The organism is Streptomyces sp. NPDC048506 (genome assembly GCF_040651315.1).
Classification (GTDB): Bacteria; Actinomycetota; Actinomycetes; order Streptomycetales; family Streptomycetaceae; genus Streptomyces.
Genome location: NZ_JBEZIX010000100.1, coordinates 1 through 15,408 on the forward strand (window position 1 = coordinate 1; position 15,408 = coordinate 15,408).

Genomic DNA, 15,408 nt, shown 5'->3' on the forward strand with positions numbered 1-15,408 from the left:
TCACCGGCGCCACCATGGGCGTGGCCGTACTGACCTCGCTCGCCGACGGCCGCACCGCCGCGCTCACCCATGCCACCCCCTCGGCAGCCGCGGTCAGCGGCTACGCATACGCCTTCGCCCTCGCCGCCGTCGCGTTCCTGCTCACCGCAGCGCTCATGGCCGCGGGACTGCGCTCCCCCAGGGACGGCCGGCACCGTAAGTGACATGCTGCGGCCGGTCCAGGATCACCGCCCCATTATTTGACCGAACGTTCTCGTTTTGATGTTAGGCTTGCTCCATGGCGCGGACCAAGGAATTCGATCCGGATGCGGCACTTCAACGGGCTCTCGAGCTGTTCTGGGAGCGCGGCTACGAGGCGACCTCGCTCGCCGACCTCGTGGAGCACCTCGGCATCGCCCGCGCGAGTTTGTACGGGACGTTCGGGGGCAAGCACGACCTCTTTCTCAAGGCCCTGGAGCGCTACCTTCAGCTGAAGGATTCCGCGCTCGTCGAGGAACTCGGCCGGCCGGGACCGGTGCTGCCCGCCGTTCGCGCACTGATCGAGCGGTACGCGGAGGAGTCCTCGGCCGACAACCGCGGCTGTATGGTGGTAAATACGGCGGTCGAGCTGGCGGGCCGGGACATCGCCGCGGCGCGCGTGGTCGAGCGGAGCTGGACCACGCTGGAGACATCACTCCACGTCGCACTCGCACGGGCCCGGGCGCAAGGCGAGATCGACGCCGACAAGGATCCACGGTCTCTCGCCCGCTTTCTGGTGGTGCTCTTCCAGGGGATGCGGGTGATGGGCAGGGCCCCCGCGGATCCGGGCCGGGTCCATGACGCCGTGCGCCAAGCGCTGGCGCTGCTCGACTGACGTCATCACTCCTCCTGTCCGTCCGGCCCTCATGAGCACTTTCTGAACCGAGTGATCTGGAATAGCTAGGGAAATGCATACGACGACATTGTCTGCGCCGTACGTTCGCTCGGTGCGGCGGGAGCGCTTGGCTTTTGTCCTGCTCGGCGCCGTCCAGATCACCGTCATCGCCGCGATCACGATGATCACGGTGGCCCTTCCCGTTGTTCAGCGAGACCTGCGGCTGGACGGGTCCGCTCTGACACTGATCGCCTCCGCCTACAGTCTCTCGTTCGGAGGCCTGCTCCTCCTCGGCGGCAAGGCAGCCGACTTCCTTGGCCACCGCCGCGTATTCCGCGTCGGGATGGCGATCTTCGCCGTCAGCTCGGTGCTCGCCGGCCTCGTCCCCAACCTCGCACTCCTACTCGCTACCCGTTTCGGGCAGGGGGTGGGGGCCGCGCTCGCCGTACCTGCTGCCATGGCGCTGCTCGGCTCGGTCTTCGCCGAGCCTGCCCGGCGCGACCGTGCTGTCGCGGTGTGGGGCGTGCTGGCCAGTACGGGTGCCACGCTTGGCACCGTGCTGTCCGGAGTGGTCGTCACATGGGTCTCCTGGCGGTGGCTGTTCGCTGCCCCCGCCGTGATCGCGGTAGTTGCCGCATGGGCCGCACCCCGGCTGATGCCGCCCGACGCACCGTCAGAACGGGGCCCGGTCGACGTGCTGGGTGGGGTGCTCGTCACCGCCGGCCTGACCGTCCTGCTCTACGGTCTCAACGAGCCTCGTCCCGTGCCCATCCTTGTCGGCCTGGCCCTGCTTGCCGCGTTCATCATGGTGGAACGGCGCTCGCCGGCCCCTCTGCTACCGCTGTCCTTCCCATTTGCGCCGCGCCGGGCCGCAGCGCTGAGCGCGATTCTGGTCACCTCAGGTGGCATGGGTGCGGTCTACTTTCTTCTCACCCTGAACTTCGCCCAGGACCGCGGGTATTCGCCCCTGCGTACATCGGTTGCCTTTCTCGCGCCGGCAATCGCGGTCCTGGCGGCGGGTCCGCTCGCCGGCCGGATACTGAGTCGTGCCGCTGCCCGGCGCGTGATGCTCTTCGGGCTGCTCACAAGCGCAGCGGGACTGCTGCTGATCAGCCGGATGGGGCCGTACGCGGGTTTCCTGCTGGCCGGCTTGCTGGTCTTCCCCATCGGCGCCGGTCTGGCCTTCTCCGGTGCCACCGTCGCCGCGCTCGACGGTGCAACCGAGCGGGAACGCGGTCTGGCCGGTGGCCTGGCCAACACCGCGATGGAACTCGGTCCGCCGCTCGCTCTGGCGGCGTTCACCCCGCTCGCCTCCCACAGCCTGGGCACCGCGTTCACCGTGGCCGCTCTCGCCTTCGTCCTCACCACCGGGCTCGCCGCCATTGCGGCGGCCCGTACCTGGTGACCAACCACGCACTACAGCAAAGGAGAAGACATATGTCCGCACGTTTCGAAGGAAAGGTCGTCCTCATCACCGGGGGAGCGGGTGTCATCGCCCGTGCGACCGCGCTGGCTTTCGCCCGGGAGGGGGCAACCGTGGTTCTCGCCGGCCCCCAAGACGACTCCCTCACCAGGGCGGTGAAGGAGATCGAGGCCGACGGCGGCCGGGCCGACGCGGTTGTTGCGGACGTGACCCGCCCTGATGACGTCGCGCGGATGGTCGCCACGGTCGCCGAGCGCTACGGCCGTCTCGACATCGCGTTCAACAACGCCGGAATCTTCGGCAAGGGTGCGCCGGTAGCCGATCTCGATCATGAGGCCTGGCAGCGGGTCCTGAACGTCAACCTGACAGGCATGTTCCTCTCCATGAAGCACGAGATCGCCTGTATGAAGGCCAACGGCGGCGGGGCCATCGTCAACGTGGCCTCCAACATCGGCGCCCATGGCCGCCGCCCCGGCCTGGCCGCTTACGCCGCCTCCAAGGCGGGTGTAAGTGTCCTGACCCAGACCGCCGCCCGCGAATGCATCGCCGACGGTATCCGCATCAACGCCGTCAGCCCGGGAGCGAGCGACACCCCCATGTCGTACCGGCCCGGCGAAACACGCGAAGACCGCGACGCCCGCGTGCGCGCCGTGGTGCCGGCCGGCCGCGTCAGCGATCCTCGTGAGGTCGCCGCCGCAGTCCTGTGGCTCGCCTCCGACGAGGCCGGCTTCGTTGTCGGAGCCGACCTTGTCGTCGACGGAGGAGCCACCGCCTGAAACCCGCGGCAGGGCGGCGACCGCCACGAGGGCGGGAAGGACGGCGGTGCCCCAGCCGGGCTGTGCCCCGTGGCGGAGGTAGAGCGCCGCCACCACGGTGCCGGACAGGGCGGTTCGTCGCCAGGACAGTACGGTTCGTTCGGCCTGCAGTCCGGGGTCGCGCGGTTGGCCGGTGGTCACGCCAGTGCCACCGCGAGTGTGGCGGTCACGGCGATGGCCCCGCTGCCGAGGCTGAGGATCGGGATCAGCGGCGAGGCGGGCAGCGGTTGGTCGCGTCTGATCGCGTCCTGCGCGCGGCGCCAGTGCGTGTAGGAGCCGGCCGCGAGCGCGGTGGCGAGCAGCAGGCAGCCGTCGAGACGATGGATTGGGCCGGTGACGGGGTGACGAGCTGGTTGATGGCCACGCCGCCGGCCAGCAGGCCGAAGCAGGTGCGGATCCGCTGCACGAGGGCACCCGCACATGCTCGCCGAGCGCGGCCGCGACCATTTCCCGCTGCCGCACGGCATCCCGGCCGGACTCGCGGCCGGCAGGGATTACAAGCGTGGCTCTCACCACGACGCACGCGGCTCCACCTTGCTCGCCTTGGCCTCCGGGCCGCCGCTGTTCGGTACTCGTCTGGTCCCTGTAGTCGGGGCCACCGGGCGATACGACGAGAGTCACGTCCTGGACTGCATATACCCGGGCTCAACGGCTGCCTTGATCGACGAGCGGACCTTGTACGGGTGACGGCCCTCGCTGCACACATCCAAGGCATGTGTTATGAAACACCTGGCATTGCATGACTTAGGGGCGAAGTAATGACTGCATTCGAAGGTCAACTTATGGGTCGTGCAGCTGAGTTGGCGGAGCTGTCCAGGCTGGCGGAGTCCACGCTTGCAGGCGTGGGGCACGCCGCGTTCGTCGTGGGTGAGGCCGGTCTCGGGAAGACCACGGTGCTCGAGCAAGCCGCGGCAGCCGCAGAGCGCAGGGGCCTGCGAGTGCTCCAGGGGAGGGCCCAGGAGCGGTCAGAGGCATGGCCGTTCGCCTTCATTTCAAGCTGCATGAGGCTGGAGGAGTCTCCCCCGGATGCCTGGCGGGCCCGCGTCGCCGAGGTGTTGCGTGGCGATGCCCGCTACGGGGTGCCGGGCGCCAAGACCGAGGTGGCTGGGGCGTATGCCGCGACCAGCGAGGCGATGATCGGGCTGGTCGAGGACTTGTGCGCACAGGGGCCGCTGGCGCTGTTCCTCGACGACCTCCAGTGGGCAGACTTGGCAAGCGTGGCCATGCTGCACAAGCTGGTGTGTTCGGTGCATCAATTGCCGCTTCTGGTGGTGGGGGCTCACCGACCCGTGTCCGGAGTCGAGGAGGTCGGCCACCTGTCGCGGAGCCCGATCGCCGGACATCGCACGCTGCTGGAGCTGGCACCCCTCGATACGGAGGCCGTGGCGGCTCTGCTGGCGGACCTGTGCGGCCGGCCGGCCGGTCCGCGACTGCGCCGCATGGCCGAGGGAACCGCCGGCAACCCGCTGTACCTCACCGAGTTGATCGCCGCGCTGAGGCGCGAGCAGGCCATCGAGACCGGTGAGGCCACGGCGGACATCGCCGCCGGCTGCACGCTGCCGTCGCTGACCACACTGGTGACGCACCGGCTTCGGTACCTGCGTGATGACGTGTTGCAGGTGCTGCGCGTCGCCTCCGTGCTGGGCGCCAGTTGTACCACCGCCGAACTCGCAGCGGTGATGGACCTTCCGCTACGCGACCTGCTGGCCGTCATAGCGGAGGCCGAGGCAGCCGGGGTGCTGGGGGACAGCGGCCAAGAGCTGCGCTTCCGACATGAGCTCATCCGGCACACCTTGTACGACGCCGTGCCGGAGTCGGTCCGGGCCATGCTGCACATGAGAGCAGCGCAGTGTCTGGCCGAGGCCGGGGCAGCTCCCGAACGCGTTGCCGAGCACCTCCTGGGTGGGCTGCCGAGCCCGGACTTCCTGATCACGTGGCTGGAAGGGTCCGCGGCACGGCTCACCGCGCGGGCACCGGACATGGCTCTGCGGCTGCTCACCATGGCGCTGCAAGTCAGCGATTCCACGGATGCCGGGTACGCCAACCTCCGTCTCCACCATGCCCTTGCGCTGCTCTCCTGCGGTCTCCTCGCCGAGGCGGAGGAAAGTGCCCGCTGCGCCCTGGCCAAGGCGCCTGACCCCGGGTGGGGATGCCGGATGCGCTGGATCGTCATCCAGGCCGCGTTCGCCCGTGGCCGGCCTGACCTGGCGCTGGCGGAGGCGCGGGCCGGATGCCGGAGCCCGGACGTACCGGCGATCGAGGCGGTCCGGCTCCAGGCGTTCAGCGCCGTATGCCTCTTCGCGCTGGGCGACCTCACCGAAGCCGGCGTGGTCGCCTCTCGTGCCCGGCGCGCAGCTGACAAGGCCGGCGACAGCCAGGCCCTGGCCGACGCCTTGACCGTACTGGCAACCAAGCGCTTACTCGAAGCACCTGATGTCGAGGCGGTTGAACTTGCGCGGCTGGCGTTCCGCATCACGCCCGACACGGTGCACCCGGCGCAGTGGATGGGGATGCAACTCGCGCTGGTGAACTACTACATCGCCCTCGATCTCGGGCACGACGCCCGGCGGACCCTCGCCGCCATACGCATCCCGGCGGAGCGCACCGGGGGGATGTTTCTGCCCTGGTACCACCTGGTCTGCGCGCTCGTCGCGTTTCACACGGGGCGCTGGGACGATGCGCTGGCGGAGATCGCCTCAGGTCTCGCCTGCGGAGGCCAGGACGCGCTGAGCCGGGCGCTGCGAGCGGTGGCGGCATTGATCGCCGTGCACAGAGGCAGGCATCCCCTCGCCGAAGCACATCTGACCGCTCCGCTGCCCGAGGGCGGCAACCCGGCGGTCGCTGCCTTCTACGCGTATCTGCCGTTGCGCGCCGGCGCCCTTCTGGACGAAGCGCAGGGCGATGTCCAGCGCGCCTACTCCCGACTCGCCGAGGCGTTCGGGAGCGGCCACCCGGGCCAGCGGAACCTCAGCTCTCTGACACCCGATCTGGTCCGCCTCGCCCTGACACAGGGGGACCTTGCGAACGCACAGCGATACGCCGCCGCCGCGCAACAACGCGCCGACCACAGCGGCGGTCCCAACCAGCTCGGTGACGCCTACCGCTGTCAAGGCTTGCTGAGCGAGGACCCCGATCTGCTCATGGAAGCGGTCCGCTGCTACCGCAACGCCCCGCGACCACTCAATGCGGCACACGCCCTTACCGATGCGGCGGAACTGCTGGCCCGTAGCGGTCGGCTGGCCGAGGCCCGCGTCCTGCTCGATCAGGCACTGGACACATTCACGCAGATGGGCGCGGTCTGGGACGTGGCCCAGGCGACCTCCCGGCTGCGCGCGGTCGCCGTTCGCCGGGGCTCACACAGGCCCCGAACCGGTTCTCGCGACGGCTGGGAAGCACTCACCCACACCGAACGCCTCGTTGCGGAGCACGTGGCCGAGGGGTGTTCCAATCCCGAGATCGCATCTCGGCTGTCCATCACCCGAAGCACCGTCAGCACCCACGTGTCCAGCATCCTCAGAAAGCTGGCGATGACCTCACGGGTCGAAATCGCCGCGGAGGTGACCCGCCGGCAGAAGTCCGGGGTGGCGCCTCGGCGGGACTGACCGCAGGTCACCACGGCCCGGCACCCGAAATCGAGAACATATCCGTCAGTTGGAGGATGTTCCTCCGCTTTCCCCCGCCTACGTTGACGGTGCCACGGTGATCTGGGCGCACGGGGTGGACCTGTGCCGCTCGGGGTCACCTGACCGGCCCGAAGAGCACAGCTCACCGGAGCGAGGACCAAGAACCATGACCGCTGAGATGCCCCCCGAGCCCGGGGCCGCCAACGACCGTCGCGGTGCCGGCGGTCCCGGTTACGGCCCTGGGACTCGTGCAACAAGCAGCAGCCCGAATTTCACCGAATTGCACAACCGCCTGCTGCCCGGTCGCCTCAGCGTCAGGTGGTCGCAGTGCCGGAAACACGAAGAAAGACGAAGGGGAAATGACCCATGCCCACTGAACAAGTCCCACGAAATGCGACGCGAAGAATGCCTGCGTTCCTGGCGGTCGCACTCACCATACCGCTGTCACTGCTGGCTACCACGCCAGCTCACGCAGACGACCCCTCGTGTGACAAGAGTTCCAACACCGGATGCATGACCCTCTCCGTCGTACCCCACGACTACAGCAGGTACCTTGACCCGGAAGGCAAAATTGATCTGCTGAATGACGACTCGTCGGACAGCAATGACCTCGTCGTGCGGACTACCGACACGGTGCCAAGCGATCAGTGGAGCTTCAAGCCCAACCCCAACAACGACGGCAGCTTCCAAATCGCCAACAACATCTCCAGCAAGAGCGGCTGCGTCGAAGTGGACCAAAATGGCTACCTCGCCATGTCCACCACCTGCGATGCCACAAACCAGAAGCAGCTGTTCTACGCCGAACCGGTCACCAACACGGCGGCCAACACCTACCTGATTAGGCGCGTCGACGACAACGAATGCGTCACGCTGAAAGTCCCCGACACCCCCCTGGACAACGGTGACGCCTACCCGATGGGGTCCGTTGGCTGCGCCCCAGGAGCGGGCGACAACAGCGTGGGAGCCCACAACGAGCAGTGGACCGCGAGTGCGTCCCCCGGTGACAGCCCAAGCGGCCCGACCATCGATGATCTGGCGACGCAGTACGCCCTGACCCAGCGCAACAACGGATCCGGCGTCATCACGGCCAGTTCGTACACCATCACCGACCACTCCCAGCCCGCCTACCTCGGGCCCTACCAACTCGTTTCCACATCGAGTGACCAGCAGGGCTCCTCCCCCGTCTGCACGAACTCCAGCGGGCCTTCCGGCGGCAACCTGAGCTGCTCCATGAACTGGTCGCAGTCCAGCGCGGACATGGTCAGCCAAACAGACACCCTCGGCGTCAATGTCACGATCGGACCGGGATCAGAGGCCAAGAGCCCACTCAAAACCGACGTCCAGCTTGGATACCAACACACCTGGACCGAGACGCAGACCACCACTCAGGCATCGGGCACCAGTTACACAATGGAGGTTCCGCCCGGCCAGACAGCGTGGCTGGCGCGAGCCTTGGCGCTCAAGACGACCACCGGCGACTGGACATTCAGCAACGATGTCGGGTCGACGTGGACGCACCACATGACCGTCACCATGCCGGTGGAGGGCGTCGACAATGTTCACAGCGTCATCGCGAAATGCACCACAGACTCCACGGCCCCCGGGTGCACGTCCTCCAAGCCCGGTGGGGTGTAGTCAGCTGGAGCGAGTCGCCTGTGTGAAGCGGGCACAGTCATCTGTCGCCGGCGAATACTGCAAAGGCTCCTTGCCCATCCGTACGGTCAGTGCACTGAAGGCGAGCTGAAGAGGCTGGTTGTGCCTACCGGGCACGTGGTCTGTGGCTCCGCGGGCTGATTGATCCCGGCTGCCTCGCACATCCGAGGCAGCCGGGATCGGTGCTTGCGAGCCGCTTCCCCGAAACGCAGAAAGTGTCCGCCGCCTGGACCTGACGGCACCTGGCAATGGCCTTCGCCGACCGCACGCCCTGGACGCCGCCCCACCAGACGGCATGTGCCGCGCCGGCCTTGCCCATAGCCGCCCCCGCATGCCGGTGTGTCCAGCGCGACCTTCGCCTACCTGAGCTACTACACGTGGCGCCAGGTCGGGAGCTGGTTGCGCCGCAAACACCGTCGGTCCACCTGGAAGGACCTCCGCCGCCGCTACTGCGACGTCGGATGGTGGCCGGCCTCGGAGGAAGGCCGCTGCTCAACCCCGCGAAGGTAACCACCACGCGTTACCGCTACCGGGGAACAGTCATCCCGACTCCATGGCCCAGCCTGGCATGAGGACAACACACGGGTCCTGAACAGGACTTGTGGAGCGCCCGGTGCTCGGAAACGGGCACGCCGGGTGCGGGAAGCGGTCCGGGGAAACGGGCCGGTCGACAAGACCGGAACCGCGCCCCGGATCGACTTCACCGTCCACAAGGCCGCCGACCTCCGAGAATTCGCCGCCACCCGGGACTGGCTGACCATCTACTACCTGCCGCCTTACACACCCGACCTCAACCCAGTCGAAGGTGTCTGGTCCCTGCTGCGGCGCGGCTGGCTCTCCAACGTCGCCTTCACTACCCCAGAGCACCTGATGCAGCGCATCCGACGCGGCCTCCGCCACATCCAGTACCGCAGCCACCTCATAGACGGCTGCCTTGCCGAGACGGGACTGACCATCAACCCCTGATCCCGGAAGACGACATCACGAGTTCAACCTCAGTAGTTGATGTTGTGTTGAGGGCCGTCTCGTAGGCGATGGGACTGCGTTGCCCGAGCCGGGAGTGACGGCGTCGAGTGTTGTAGCGGTGCAGCCAACGGAACGTGTCGAGGCGGGCCTCAGGCTCACTCGGCCAGCACTTTCGACCCTGGAGCGTTTCCCGTTTGAACGTCGCGTTGAACGACTCTGCGAGCGCGTTGTCCGCGCTGCTGCCGACCGCGCTCATGGACTGGCGGACGCCGGCCTTCGCGCAGGCCGCGGCGAACGCGGCGGAGGTGTACTGCCTGGGTTCCACCAGACATGCGTGCGGTTCCATCGGCATCGAGAACTCGTACGGCGTCGTGTAGCGCTGGTCGACCCGCACGGCAGCGGCACTGAATCCGGCATCGAAATCGCCCACCGCGGTATCGGTGGGGATCCCGGCATTGACCACTTTCGGAATGTACGTCTCGTCGTCGTCCGCAGCGAAGTCGAAACGTCCCGGCCCGACGGCGTATTCGATGTCAACGAGATCGGCCGCCGCTCGGGCCTGCTCGAAGGCCGCGGCGACGACGAGTGCCACCGGCTCGCCGCAGTAGTGAATGTCCGGGCTGGTCAGCACGGGCTGGGCACGCCAGTATTCGAACTGAACGGACTCATCACGGACCCCTTGCACCGGGGCATTGTGATGCGTCATCACCATGTGTACGCCCTACGTACGTTCGGCGCTCTCGGTATCGATACGGGTGATGCGGCCTTTGCCGATCGTCGCGCCGACGATGACACCGTAGAGCGGTTGGCCGGCCTCCCAATACTCGTAGGCGTAGGTGGCCCGGCCGGAGACCTTCAAAGGGCCGTCAACGCGGTTCAAAGGCTGCCCGATCATCTCGCCTCCTCAGCTTGACCGGGCCGCTTGCGCCAGTGTGCGGCACAGCGTGCGCCGAACCAGCTCGATCTTGAAGTCGTTGTGACCCTGGCCCACGGCGTCGCGCATCGCGGCCTGGGCGGCGGTGCGATACGTAGCCATCGTGGAGGGACGGCCTGCCAACGCGGCCTCCGCCTCGAAGGACCGCCACGGCTTGTGCGCCACACCACCGAACGCCACCCGCGCCTCGCTGATCATTCCCTGAACGGTCGCGACGACAGCCGCCACGGAGACCAGCGCGAACTCGTAGGACGCCTGGTCGCGCACCTTGCGGTAGAGCTGCCCGCCCGGTGGGGGAGGGGGCAGGATCACGCCCGTGATCATCTCGCCGGGCCGGAGGACGGACTCGATGTGCGGCGTATCGCCCGGTAGCCGGTAGAAGTCCGTGATGACGACGCGGCGTACCGACTCATCGGCGTCGAGCAGCTCGATATCCGCCTCCAGCGCGGTCATCGCGACGGCCATGTCCGAGGGGTGGGTGGCGATGCAGGAGTCGCTGGCGCCGAGAACCGCATGATCCGGTTGAACCCGCCGATCGCCGAACAGCCGGATCCTGGATCCCGCTTGTTGCAGGCCGCAGCCGTGTCGTAGAAGTAGGGGCAGCGAGTACGCTGCAACAGGTTTCCACCGATGGTCGCCTTGTTGCGCAACTGGCCCGAGGCGCCGGACACCAGCGCCTGCGACAGCATCGGATAGCGGGTGCGTACCCGGGTATCGGCGGCCACGTCGGAATTCACCGCCTGGGCGCCGATGCGCAGTCCGCCGTCCGACAGTTCCTCGATGTCCCGCAACGGAAGTCGACTGATGTCGACCAGATGGCTGGGATGCTCGATGTCGAGCTTCATCAGGTCGAGCAGATTGGTGCCGCCGCTGATGAACTTCGCGCCGGCTGTGGACACCGCGGCGACGGCAGCCCGTGCGTCCCTCGGTCGTTCGTAGGTGAAGGGCCTCATGCTGGGCCCCCCTTCGCGATGCTACGGATGGCCGCGACGATGTTCGGATAGGCGCCGCACCGACAGATGTTGCCGCTCATCCGCTCGCGGATCTCCTCATCGATCAACGCGATCCGCGGCGCGGCGACCTCAGCGGTGGCGTGGCTGGGCCAACCCGCCTCTACCTCGGCGAGCATGCCGACAGCCGAGCAGATCTGGCCGGGAGTGCAGTAGCCACATTGGAAGCCGTCACACTCGACAAAGGCAATTTGCATGGGATGCAGGTCAGCGGGGTCGCCCAGACCTTCGATCGTTACCGCTGGGGAACTGCCAGACGTCCCTTGTTCGCCGGCCATCACTGAGCTGCGGCGTCAGAGCAGGTGGAGACCAGGTAGTTACGTCGGGCAAGGGCCGCCTGGACGTCGATCTCAGCGGTCTCCGCCGTCTCTTCTGACCGCGGTATGGACCTGGACGGGGGCGCATCGCCATGACTGCCGCACCCAGCGATCCCGGCAACCATCGTCGCGTCACACACAACCGACGACGAACCTCCGACTCAGGTCATTAACCACTGCCCGTCAGACCCCGGAATCCGGCTTTCTGCGCGCCCGGTCGGCTGCTGCTCGGCCCGGGGAGTGCCGCCTCCTCGGGGCTGGCCATGTCCAGCAGCAGCATCGCGTCGTGGTCTGGGGCGCCGGGCGGCGCCTGGTAGGTGACGAGGCGCCGGCCGTCCGTGCGGAAGATCGCCATCACCTCGAAGGTGAGGCACATCGAGCCGACTTCCGGGCGGTGCGCACGGCGTCGGTCTTTCCGGCCGCCACGGCGGGGCGGCGCCCGCCCTTGTTGCCCTTGGCCTCGGCGGCACGCAGCCCGTCGTAGGTCAGTGTGGTGCCCGACGGGGAGCGCCGCACTGCAACCTCAGGTGAGCAGCCCGTAGATCGCGATAGTCGGCAGGCGGGCGGCCCGTTCGCCCCCGTCGCCCTGCTCGGTGGCGAGCGAGATGGCGCTGACGAGCGTGAGCAGGTCGCGGGTCCGGACGTTTGGGTGCACCGCGCCCGCCCGCTGCGTGCTGCGCAGGAGTTCCCCGCTGCGGTGCTGATCGTCGCGGCGCAGCTGCCGCTCTGGAGGGTCGCGGTACGCCTGTCGATATCGCTCCGCCGCAGGGCCGTTCATACGGCTCCCGTAAGTAGCGGGCGTCGCGGTCAGTGTGGTCGGCGCAGCCCCGAGAGGAGGAGGGCTATTAGTCGGCGTGCGTCGTAGCGGGGGTCGCTTTCGGTGCCGATGCAGAGGTTTCCGATGCCGCGCATGAGGTGGTAGGCGTCGAGGTCGGCGCGGATCTCGCCGGCGGCGGTCGCGGCGTCGAGGAGTTGGGTGCACACCGGTACGAGACGGTCGAGGAAGTAGGCGTGCAGCGTCTGGAAGCCGGTGCTGTCGGCCTGCATCGCGGCGGCCAGGCCGTGCTTGGTGACCAGGAAGTCGACGAAGAGGTCCACCCATCGTTCCAGGGCGGTGAAGGGTGTCGGGCCGGCTGCCAGAAGGGCCGGGCCCGCTTCGGCGCAGGTGTCGACCTGGTGGCGGTAGACGGCGATGACGAGGTCCGCCCGGGTGGGGAAGTGGCGGTAGATCGTACCGAGCCCGACGCCGGCTTCGGCGGCGATCTGGCGTACCGGCGCGTCCACGCCGGAGGAGACGAAGACCGCGGCGGCCGCGTCCAGCAGGGTCTGCTGATTGCGCCGGGCGTCCTTGCGCTTGGAGGGTGTCGAGCTTTCCCGGCGCCGGCTGTCGTCGTTCACCGCGGCACTCCTTTCATGTTTCATGGGCTTGCGAAGCGGAACGTTGTTCCATATCGTAGTGGAACCACGTTCCGCTTCATTCAGGATGTCAGACCGGGGGACCTGCGGCCAGGCCGTTGTCGTCCTCATGCTCTGCCCGGGGGACGTCCTCATGCTCCGCCCGGGGGGATGGAAGACCAGGCGAGCGCCGATGCACGGCGTCGATGTCGCCGTGCGTGAGGAGCGCCTCTCTCCCCTCCCGGCCGGCCCTGCGGCACCGCCAGTCGCCGGGCCCCCAATCAAGCAATCCAGCGTCGAAGAAACCGATCGGAAGGCCCTTCCATGTCCCACCCCTGCGCCCCGAGCGTGCAGAATCCCGCGCTCGCATCCACCGCGGTGATATCCGTGAAGCCCGTCGTCCTGCCCGCCCCGGGCGGCCGGGGCGAGGACCTCCAGGTCCGCGTGTCCGCCCCCGTGACCGGCGGCGACCTGCCCGTCATCGTCCTCTCGCACGGCTTCGGCTGGTCGATGAACGGCTATGCCCCGCTGGCGGACCACTGGGCCGCTCACGGCTTCGTGGTCGTCCAGCCCACCCACCTGGACTCCCGGACGCTCGGCGTCCCCGCCGAGGACCCCCGCACGCCGCGGATCTGGCGCTTCCGGATCGAGGACATCACGCGCGTGCTGGACGGACTCGGCGTCCTGGAGGCGTCCGTACCGGGCCTCGCCGGCCGCGTGGACCGCACCCGTATCGCCGTGGCCGGCCACTCATGGGGCGCCCAGACGGTCAGCGCGCTGCTGGGCGCCCGCGTCCTGGACGCTGACGGGACGCCCGGGGACGACATGTCCGACCCCCGGGTCAAGGCGGGCGTGCTGCTGGCCCTGACCGGCCTGGGCGATGATCTGACGCCGTTCGCCGCCGAGCACTTCCCCTTCATGAAGCCGTCGTTCGACACCATGACCACTCAGGCCCTCATCGTCGCCGGCGACCACGACCAGTCCCACCTGTCCACCCGTGGACCGGACTGGTTCACCGATCCCTACACCCACAGCCCGGGCGACAAGAGCCTGCTGACGCTGTTCGGTGCCGAGCACTCGCTCGGCGGCATCTCCGGCCACCAGGTCGCCGAGACCACCGACGAGTCTCCCGCGCACGTCGCCCTGATCCAGCGCCTCACCACGGCCTTCCTGCGCAGCGCCCTCCAGGGCGACGACGCCGGCTGGAAGGCGGAGGCCACCGCCCTGGAGCAGGGCCCCGAGCCGCTCGGGACGCTGCGGAGCAAGTGAAGAACGCCCCGCCACCACCCCCAACGATCGACACCGACACGCATAAGGACATGTGATGCTCCTCGTCACCGGAGGCTTCGGCTTCATCGGATCCCACACCGTGCGCGCCCTGCTCGACCTGGGCGAAGACTGCGTCGTGGTCCAGCGCAGCGCCCGCGAACTCCCGCCCGTACTCGACGGAACTCGGGTGAAGGCCGAGCAGGCGGACATCACCGACCGCGAGGCCCTCCTTGCCGTCGGCCGCCGCCACGACATCACCGGCATCGTCCACCTGGCTGGCTCCTACCCCTGGCCGCCCGTCCCCGACGCGCCCGTCGAGGCGACACGGCAGGCGCTCGGAGGGCTGCTCAACATCGCCGAGGCCGCCCAGGAGTGGGGCGTTCGGCGCCTCGGCATCGCCAGCACCATCGGCGTCTACCTCGGCGCCGGCGGCGACGGGCCGCTGCGCGAGGACGCCCCGCTGTCGATGACCGCGCCCGTCTCCATCCCCACCTTCAAGAAGGTCGGCGAAATGCTCGGCGGGTTCCTCGCCGACACCACCGGCCTCGACATCGTCAACTACCGCATCTCCGGCACCTGGGGCCCGCTCGGCCACCCCGACCCGTTCTTCGCCGCGCCCTCCCTCGTCCACGCCGCCGCCCGCGGCACCGCTCCTGACCTCACTCACCTCGTGGGGCCGGCCTTCGCCGAGGACGGGCTCGACCTCACCTACGCGAAGGACACCGGGCGGGCGATCGCCCTCCTCCAGCTCGCGGACAAGCTGAACCACCGCACCTACAACGTCGGATCCGGCCGGGCCACCACCAACGCCCAGATCAGCCAGGCGATCAAGACGACGGTCCCCGACGCCCGGGTCGCCCTCCCCACCGGAGGCACCGCACCGCACCTGGTCCTCGACATCAGCCAGCTGAAGGAAGACACCGGCTACCAGCCCGAGTACGACACCGAACGAGCCGTAGCCGACTACATCGCCTGGCTGCGCGCAGGCAACGACAACTGAGCAGAGTCGCGATGCGGACGGGGGGGGGGGGGGGCGGGGGGCCCCCCCCCCCCCCCCCGGGCCCCGGCCCCCCCCCCCCCAAGTAAGTGGCGCCGCTCACACACGGGCCCCGGGGGTTGGGGCCCCCCCCGACGACGACAAGCGCAGATG

12 protein-coding genes and 6 pseudogenes are annotated in these 15,408 nt (G+C 68.5%); 9 read left to right on the forward strand and 9 right to left on the reverse strand.

Features of this window, described 5'->3' with window-relative positions; all coding sequences use genetic code 11:
* From AB0C96_RS42160 to AB0C96_RS42175, 4 genes and pseudogenes are all read left to right on the forward strand, one after another.
* Nucleotides 1-203 (forward strand): annotated as a pseudogene (locus AB0C96_RS42160) (MFS transporter); the annotation flags it as partial.
* A gap of 74 nt (nt 204-277) precedes the next feature.
* On the forward strand, nt 278-853 hold the full coding sequence (locus AB0C96_RS42165) for a TetR family transcriptional regulator (protein WP_362925506.1): 576 nt from the start codon (nt 278-280) through the stop codon (nt 851-853).
* A gap of 112 nt (nt 854-965) precedes the next feature.
* Nucleotides 966-2,258, forward strand: coding sequence for an MFS transporter (locus tag AB0C96_RS42170; RefSeq protein ID WP_362925508.1), 1,293 nt, complete (start codon nt 966-968; stop codon nt 2,256-2,258).
* A gap of 32 nt (nt 2,259-2,290) precedes the next feature.
* Nucleotides 2,291-3,052 (forward strand): glucose 1-dehydrogenase, encoded by a 762-nt coding sequence (locus AB0C96_RS42175; protein WP_362925510.1) that lies wholly within the window; start codon nt 2,291-2,293, stop codon nt 3,050-3,052.
* Nucleotides 3,053-3,070: 18 nt separating this feature from the next.
* On the opposite strand, the pseudogene AB0C96_RS42180 reads toward AB0C96_RS42175, so the two are convergent.
* Nucleotides 3,071-3,232 (reverse strand): annotated as a pseudogene (locus tag AB0C96_RS42180) (DUF202 domain-containing protein); the annotation flags it as partial.
* A gap of 641 nt (nt 3,233-3,873) precedes the next feature.
* Between AB0C96_RS42180 and AB0C96_RS42185 the strand changes: the two are divergent.
* From AB0C96_RS42185 to AB0C96_RS42195, 3 genes are all read left to right on the forward strand, one after another.
* On the forward strand, nt 3,874-6,693 hold the full coding sequence (locus AB0C96_RS42185) for an AAA family ATPase (protein WP_362925512.1): 2,820 nt from the start codon (nt 3,874-3,876) through the stop codon (nt 6,691-6,693).
* 534 nt (nt 6,694-7,227) lie between these two features.
* Entirely contained in the window at nt 7,228-8,349 is a 1,122-nt protein-coding gene (locus AB0C96_RS42190) for a hypothetical protein (RefSeq protein ID WP_362925513.1), read from the forward strand.
* 606 nt (nt 8,350-8,955) lie between these two features.
* Nucleotides 8,956-9,333, forward strand: coding sequence for a transposase (locus AB0C96_RS42195; protein WP_362925525.1), 378 nt, complete (start codon nt 8,956-8,958; stop codon nt 9,331-9,333).
* Here the strand turns inward: AB0C96_RS42195 and AB0C96_RS42200 are convergent.
* From AB0C96_RS42200 to AB0C96_RS42235, 8 genes and pseudogenes are all read right to left on the reverse strand, one after another.
* Nucleotides 9,323-9,643: pseudogene (locus tag AB0C96_RS42200) on the reverse strand (integrase core domain-containing protein); the annotation flags it as partial. The gene AB0C96_RS42195 and the pseudogene AB0C96_RS42200 sit on opposite strands and share 11 nt — an antisense overlap.
* 219 nt (nt 9,644-9,862) lie before the next feature.
* Nucleotides 9,863-10,045 (reverse strand): annotated as a pseudogene (locus AB0C96_RS42205) (hypothetical protein); the annotation flags it as partial.
* 9 nt (nt 10,046-10,054) lie between these two features.
* Nucleotides 10,055-10,228, reverse strand: a complete 174-nt coding sequence (locus AB0C96_RS42210; protein ID WP_362925515.1) for a hypothetical protein — start codon at nt 10,226-10,228, stop codon at nt 10,055-10,057.
* Nucleotides 10,225-11,220, reverse strand: a pseudogene (locus AB0C96_RS42215) (xanthine dehydrogenase family protein subunit M). Before AB0C96_RS42215 ends, AB0C96_RS42210 begins: the two are co-directional and overlap by 4 nt.
* Nucleotides 11,217-11,516: pseudogene (locus AB0C96_RS42220) on the reverse strand (2Fe-2S iron-sulfur cluster-binding protein); the annotation flags it as partial. The pseudogenes AB0C96_RS42215 and AB0C96_RS42220, both read right to left, overlap by 4 nt.
* Before the next feature lie 247 nt (nt 11,517-11,763).
* A complete protein-coding gene (locus tag AB0C96_RS42225) occupies nt 11,764-11,970 on the reverse strand; it encodes a hypothetical protein (RefSeq protein ID WP_362925516.1) in 207 nt (68 codons plus the stop codon).
* Between the two features lie 147 nt (nt 11,971-12,117).
* Nucleotides 12,118-12,372: a hypothetical protein gene (locus AB0C96_RS42230; RefSeq protein ID WP_362925518.1), complete on the reverse strand. Its 255-nt coding sequence runs from the start codon at nt 12,370-12,372 to the stop codon at nt 12,118-12,120.
* Between the two features lie 29 nt (nt 12,373-12,401).
* Complete coding sequence (locus AB0C96_RS42235; RefSeq protein WP_362925520.1) at nt 12,402-12,992, reverse strand: TetR/AcrR family transcriptional regulator; 591 nt, start codon at nt 12,990-12,992, stop codon at nt 12,402-12,404.
* A 321-nt stretch (nt 12,993-13,313) separates the two neighbouring features.
* Between AB0C96_RS42235 and AB0C96_RS42240 the strand changes: the two genes are divergently transcribed.
* Together AB0C96_RS42240 and AB0C96_RS42245 are read left to right on the forward strand one after the other, a co-directional pair.
* Nucleotides 13,314-14,258 (forward strand): chlorophyllase, encoded by a 945-nt coding sequence (locus tag AB0C96_RS42240; RefSeq protein ID WP_362925521.1) that lies wholly within the window; start codon nt 13,314-13,316, stop codon nt 14,256-14,258.
* A 55-nt stretch (nt 14,259-14,313) separates the two neighbouring features.
* A complete protein-coding gene (locus AB0C96_RS42245; protein ID WP_362925523.1) occupies nt 14,314-15,258 on the forward strand; it encodes an NAD(P)-dependent oxidoreductase in 945 nt (314 codons plus the stop codon).
* Nucleotides 15,259-15,408 lie beyond the last annotated feature (150 nt).

Excerpts from the sequence above, each read along its gene's own strand:
- AB0C96_RS42210 (WP_362925515.1), bottom strand. The coding sequence starts at position 10,228 with ATGATCGGGCAGCCTTTGAACCGCGTTGACGGCCCTTTGAAGGTCTCC.
- AB0C96_RS42185 (WP_362925512.1), top strand. The coding sequence starts at position 3,874 with ATGGGTCGTGCAGCTGAGTTGGCGGAGCTGTCCAGGCTGGCGGAGTCC.
- AB0C96_RS42240 (WP_362925521.1), top strand. The coding sequence starts at position 13,314 with ATGTCCCACCCCTGCGCCCCGAGCGTGCAGAATCCCGCGCTCGCATCC.
- AB0C96_RS42225 (WP_362925516.1), bottom strand. The coding sequence starts at position 11,970 with ATGTGCCTCACCTTCGAGGTGATGGCGATCTTCCGCACGGACGGCCGG.
- AB0C96_RS42165 (WP_362925506.1), top strand. The coding sequence starts at position 278 with ATGGCGCGGACCAAGGAATTCGATCCGGATGCGGCACTTCAACGGGCT.
- AB0C96_RS42245 (WP_362925523.1), top strand. The coding sequence starts at position 14,314 with ATGCTCCTCGTCACCGGAGGCTTCGGCTTCATCGGATCCCACACCGTG.
- AB0C96_RS42230 (WP_362925518.1), bottom strand. The coding sequence starts at position 12,372 with ATGAACGGCCCTGCGGCGGAGCGATATCGACAGGCGTACCGCGACCCT.
- AB0C96_RS42190 (WP_362925513.1), top strand. The coding sequence starts at position 7,228 with ATGACCCTCTCCGTCGTACCCCACGACTACAGCAGGTACCTTGACCCG.
- AB0C96_RS42175 (WP_362925510.1), top strand. The coding sequence starts at position 2,291 with ATGTCCGCACGTTTCGAAGGAAAGGTCGTCCTCATCACCGGGGGAGCG.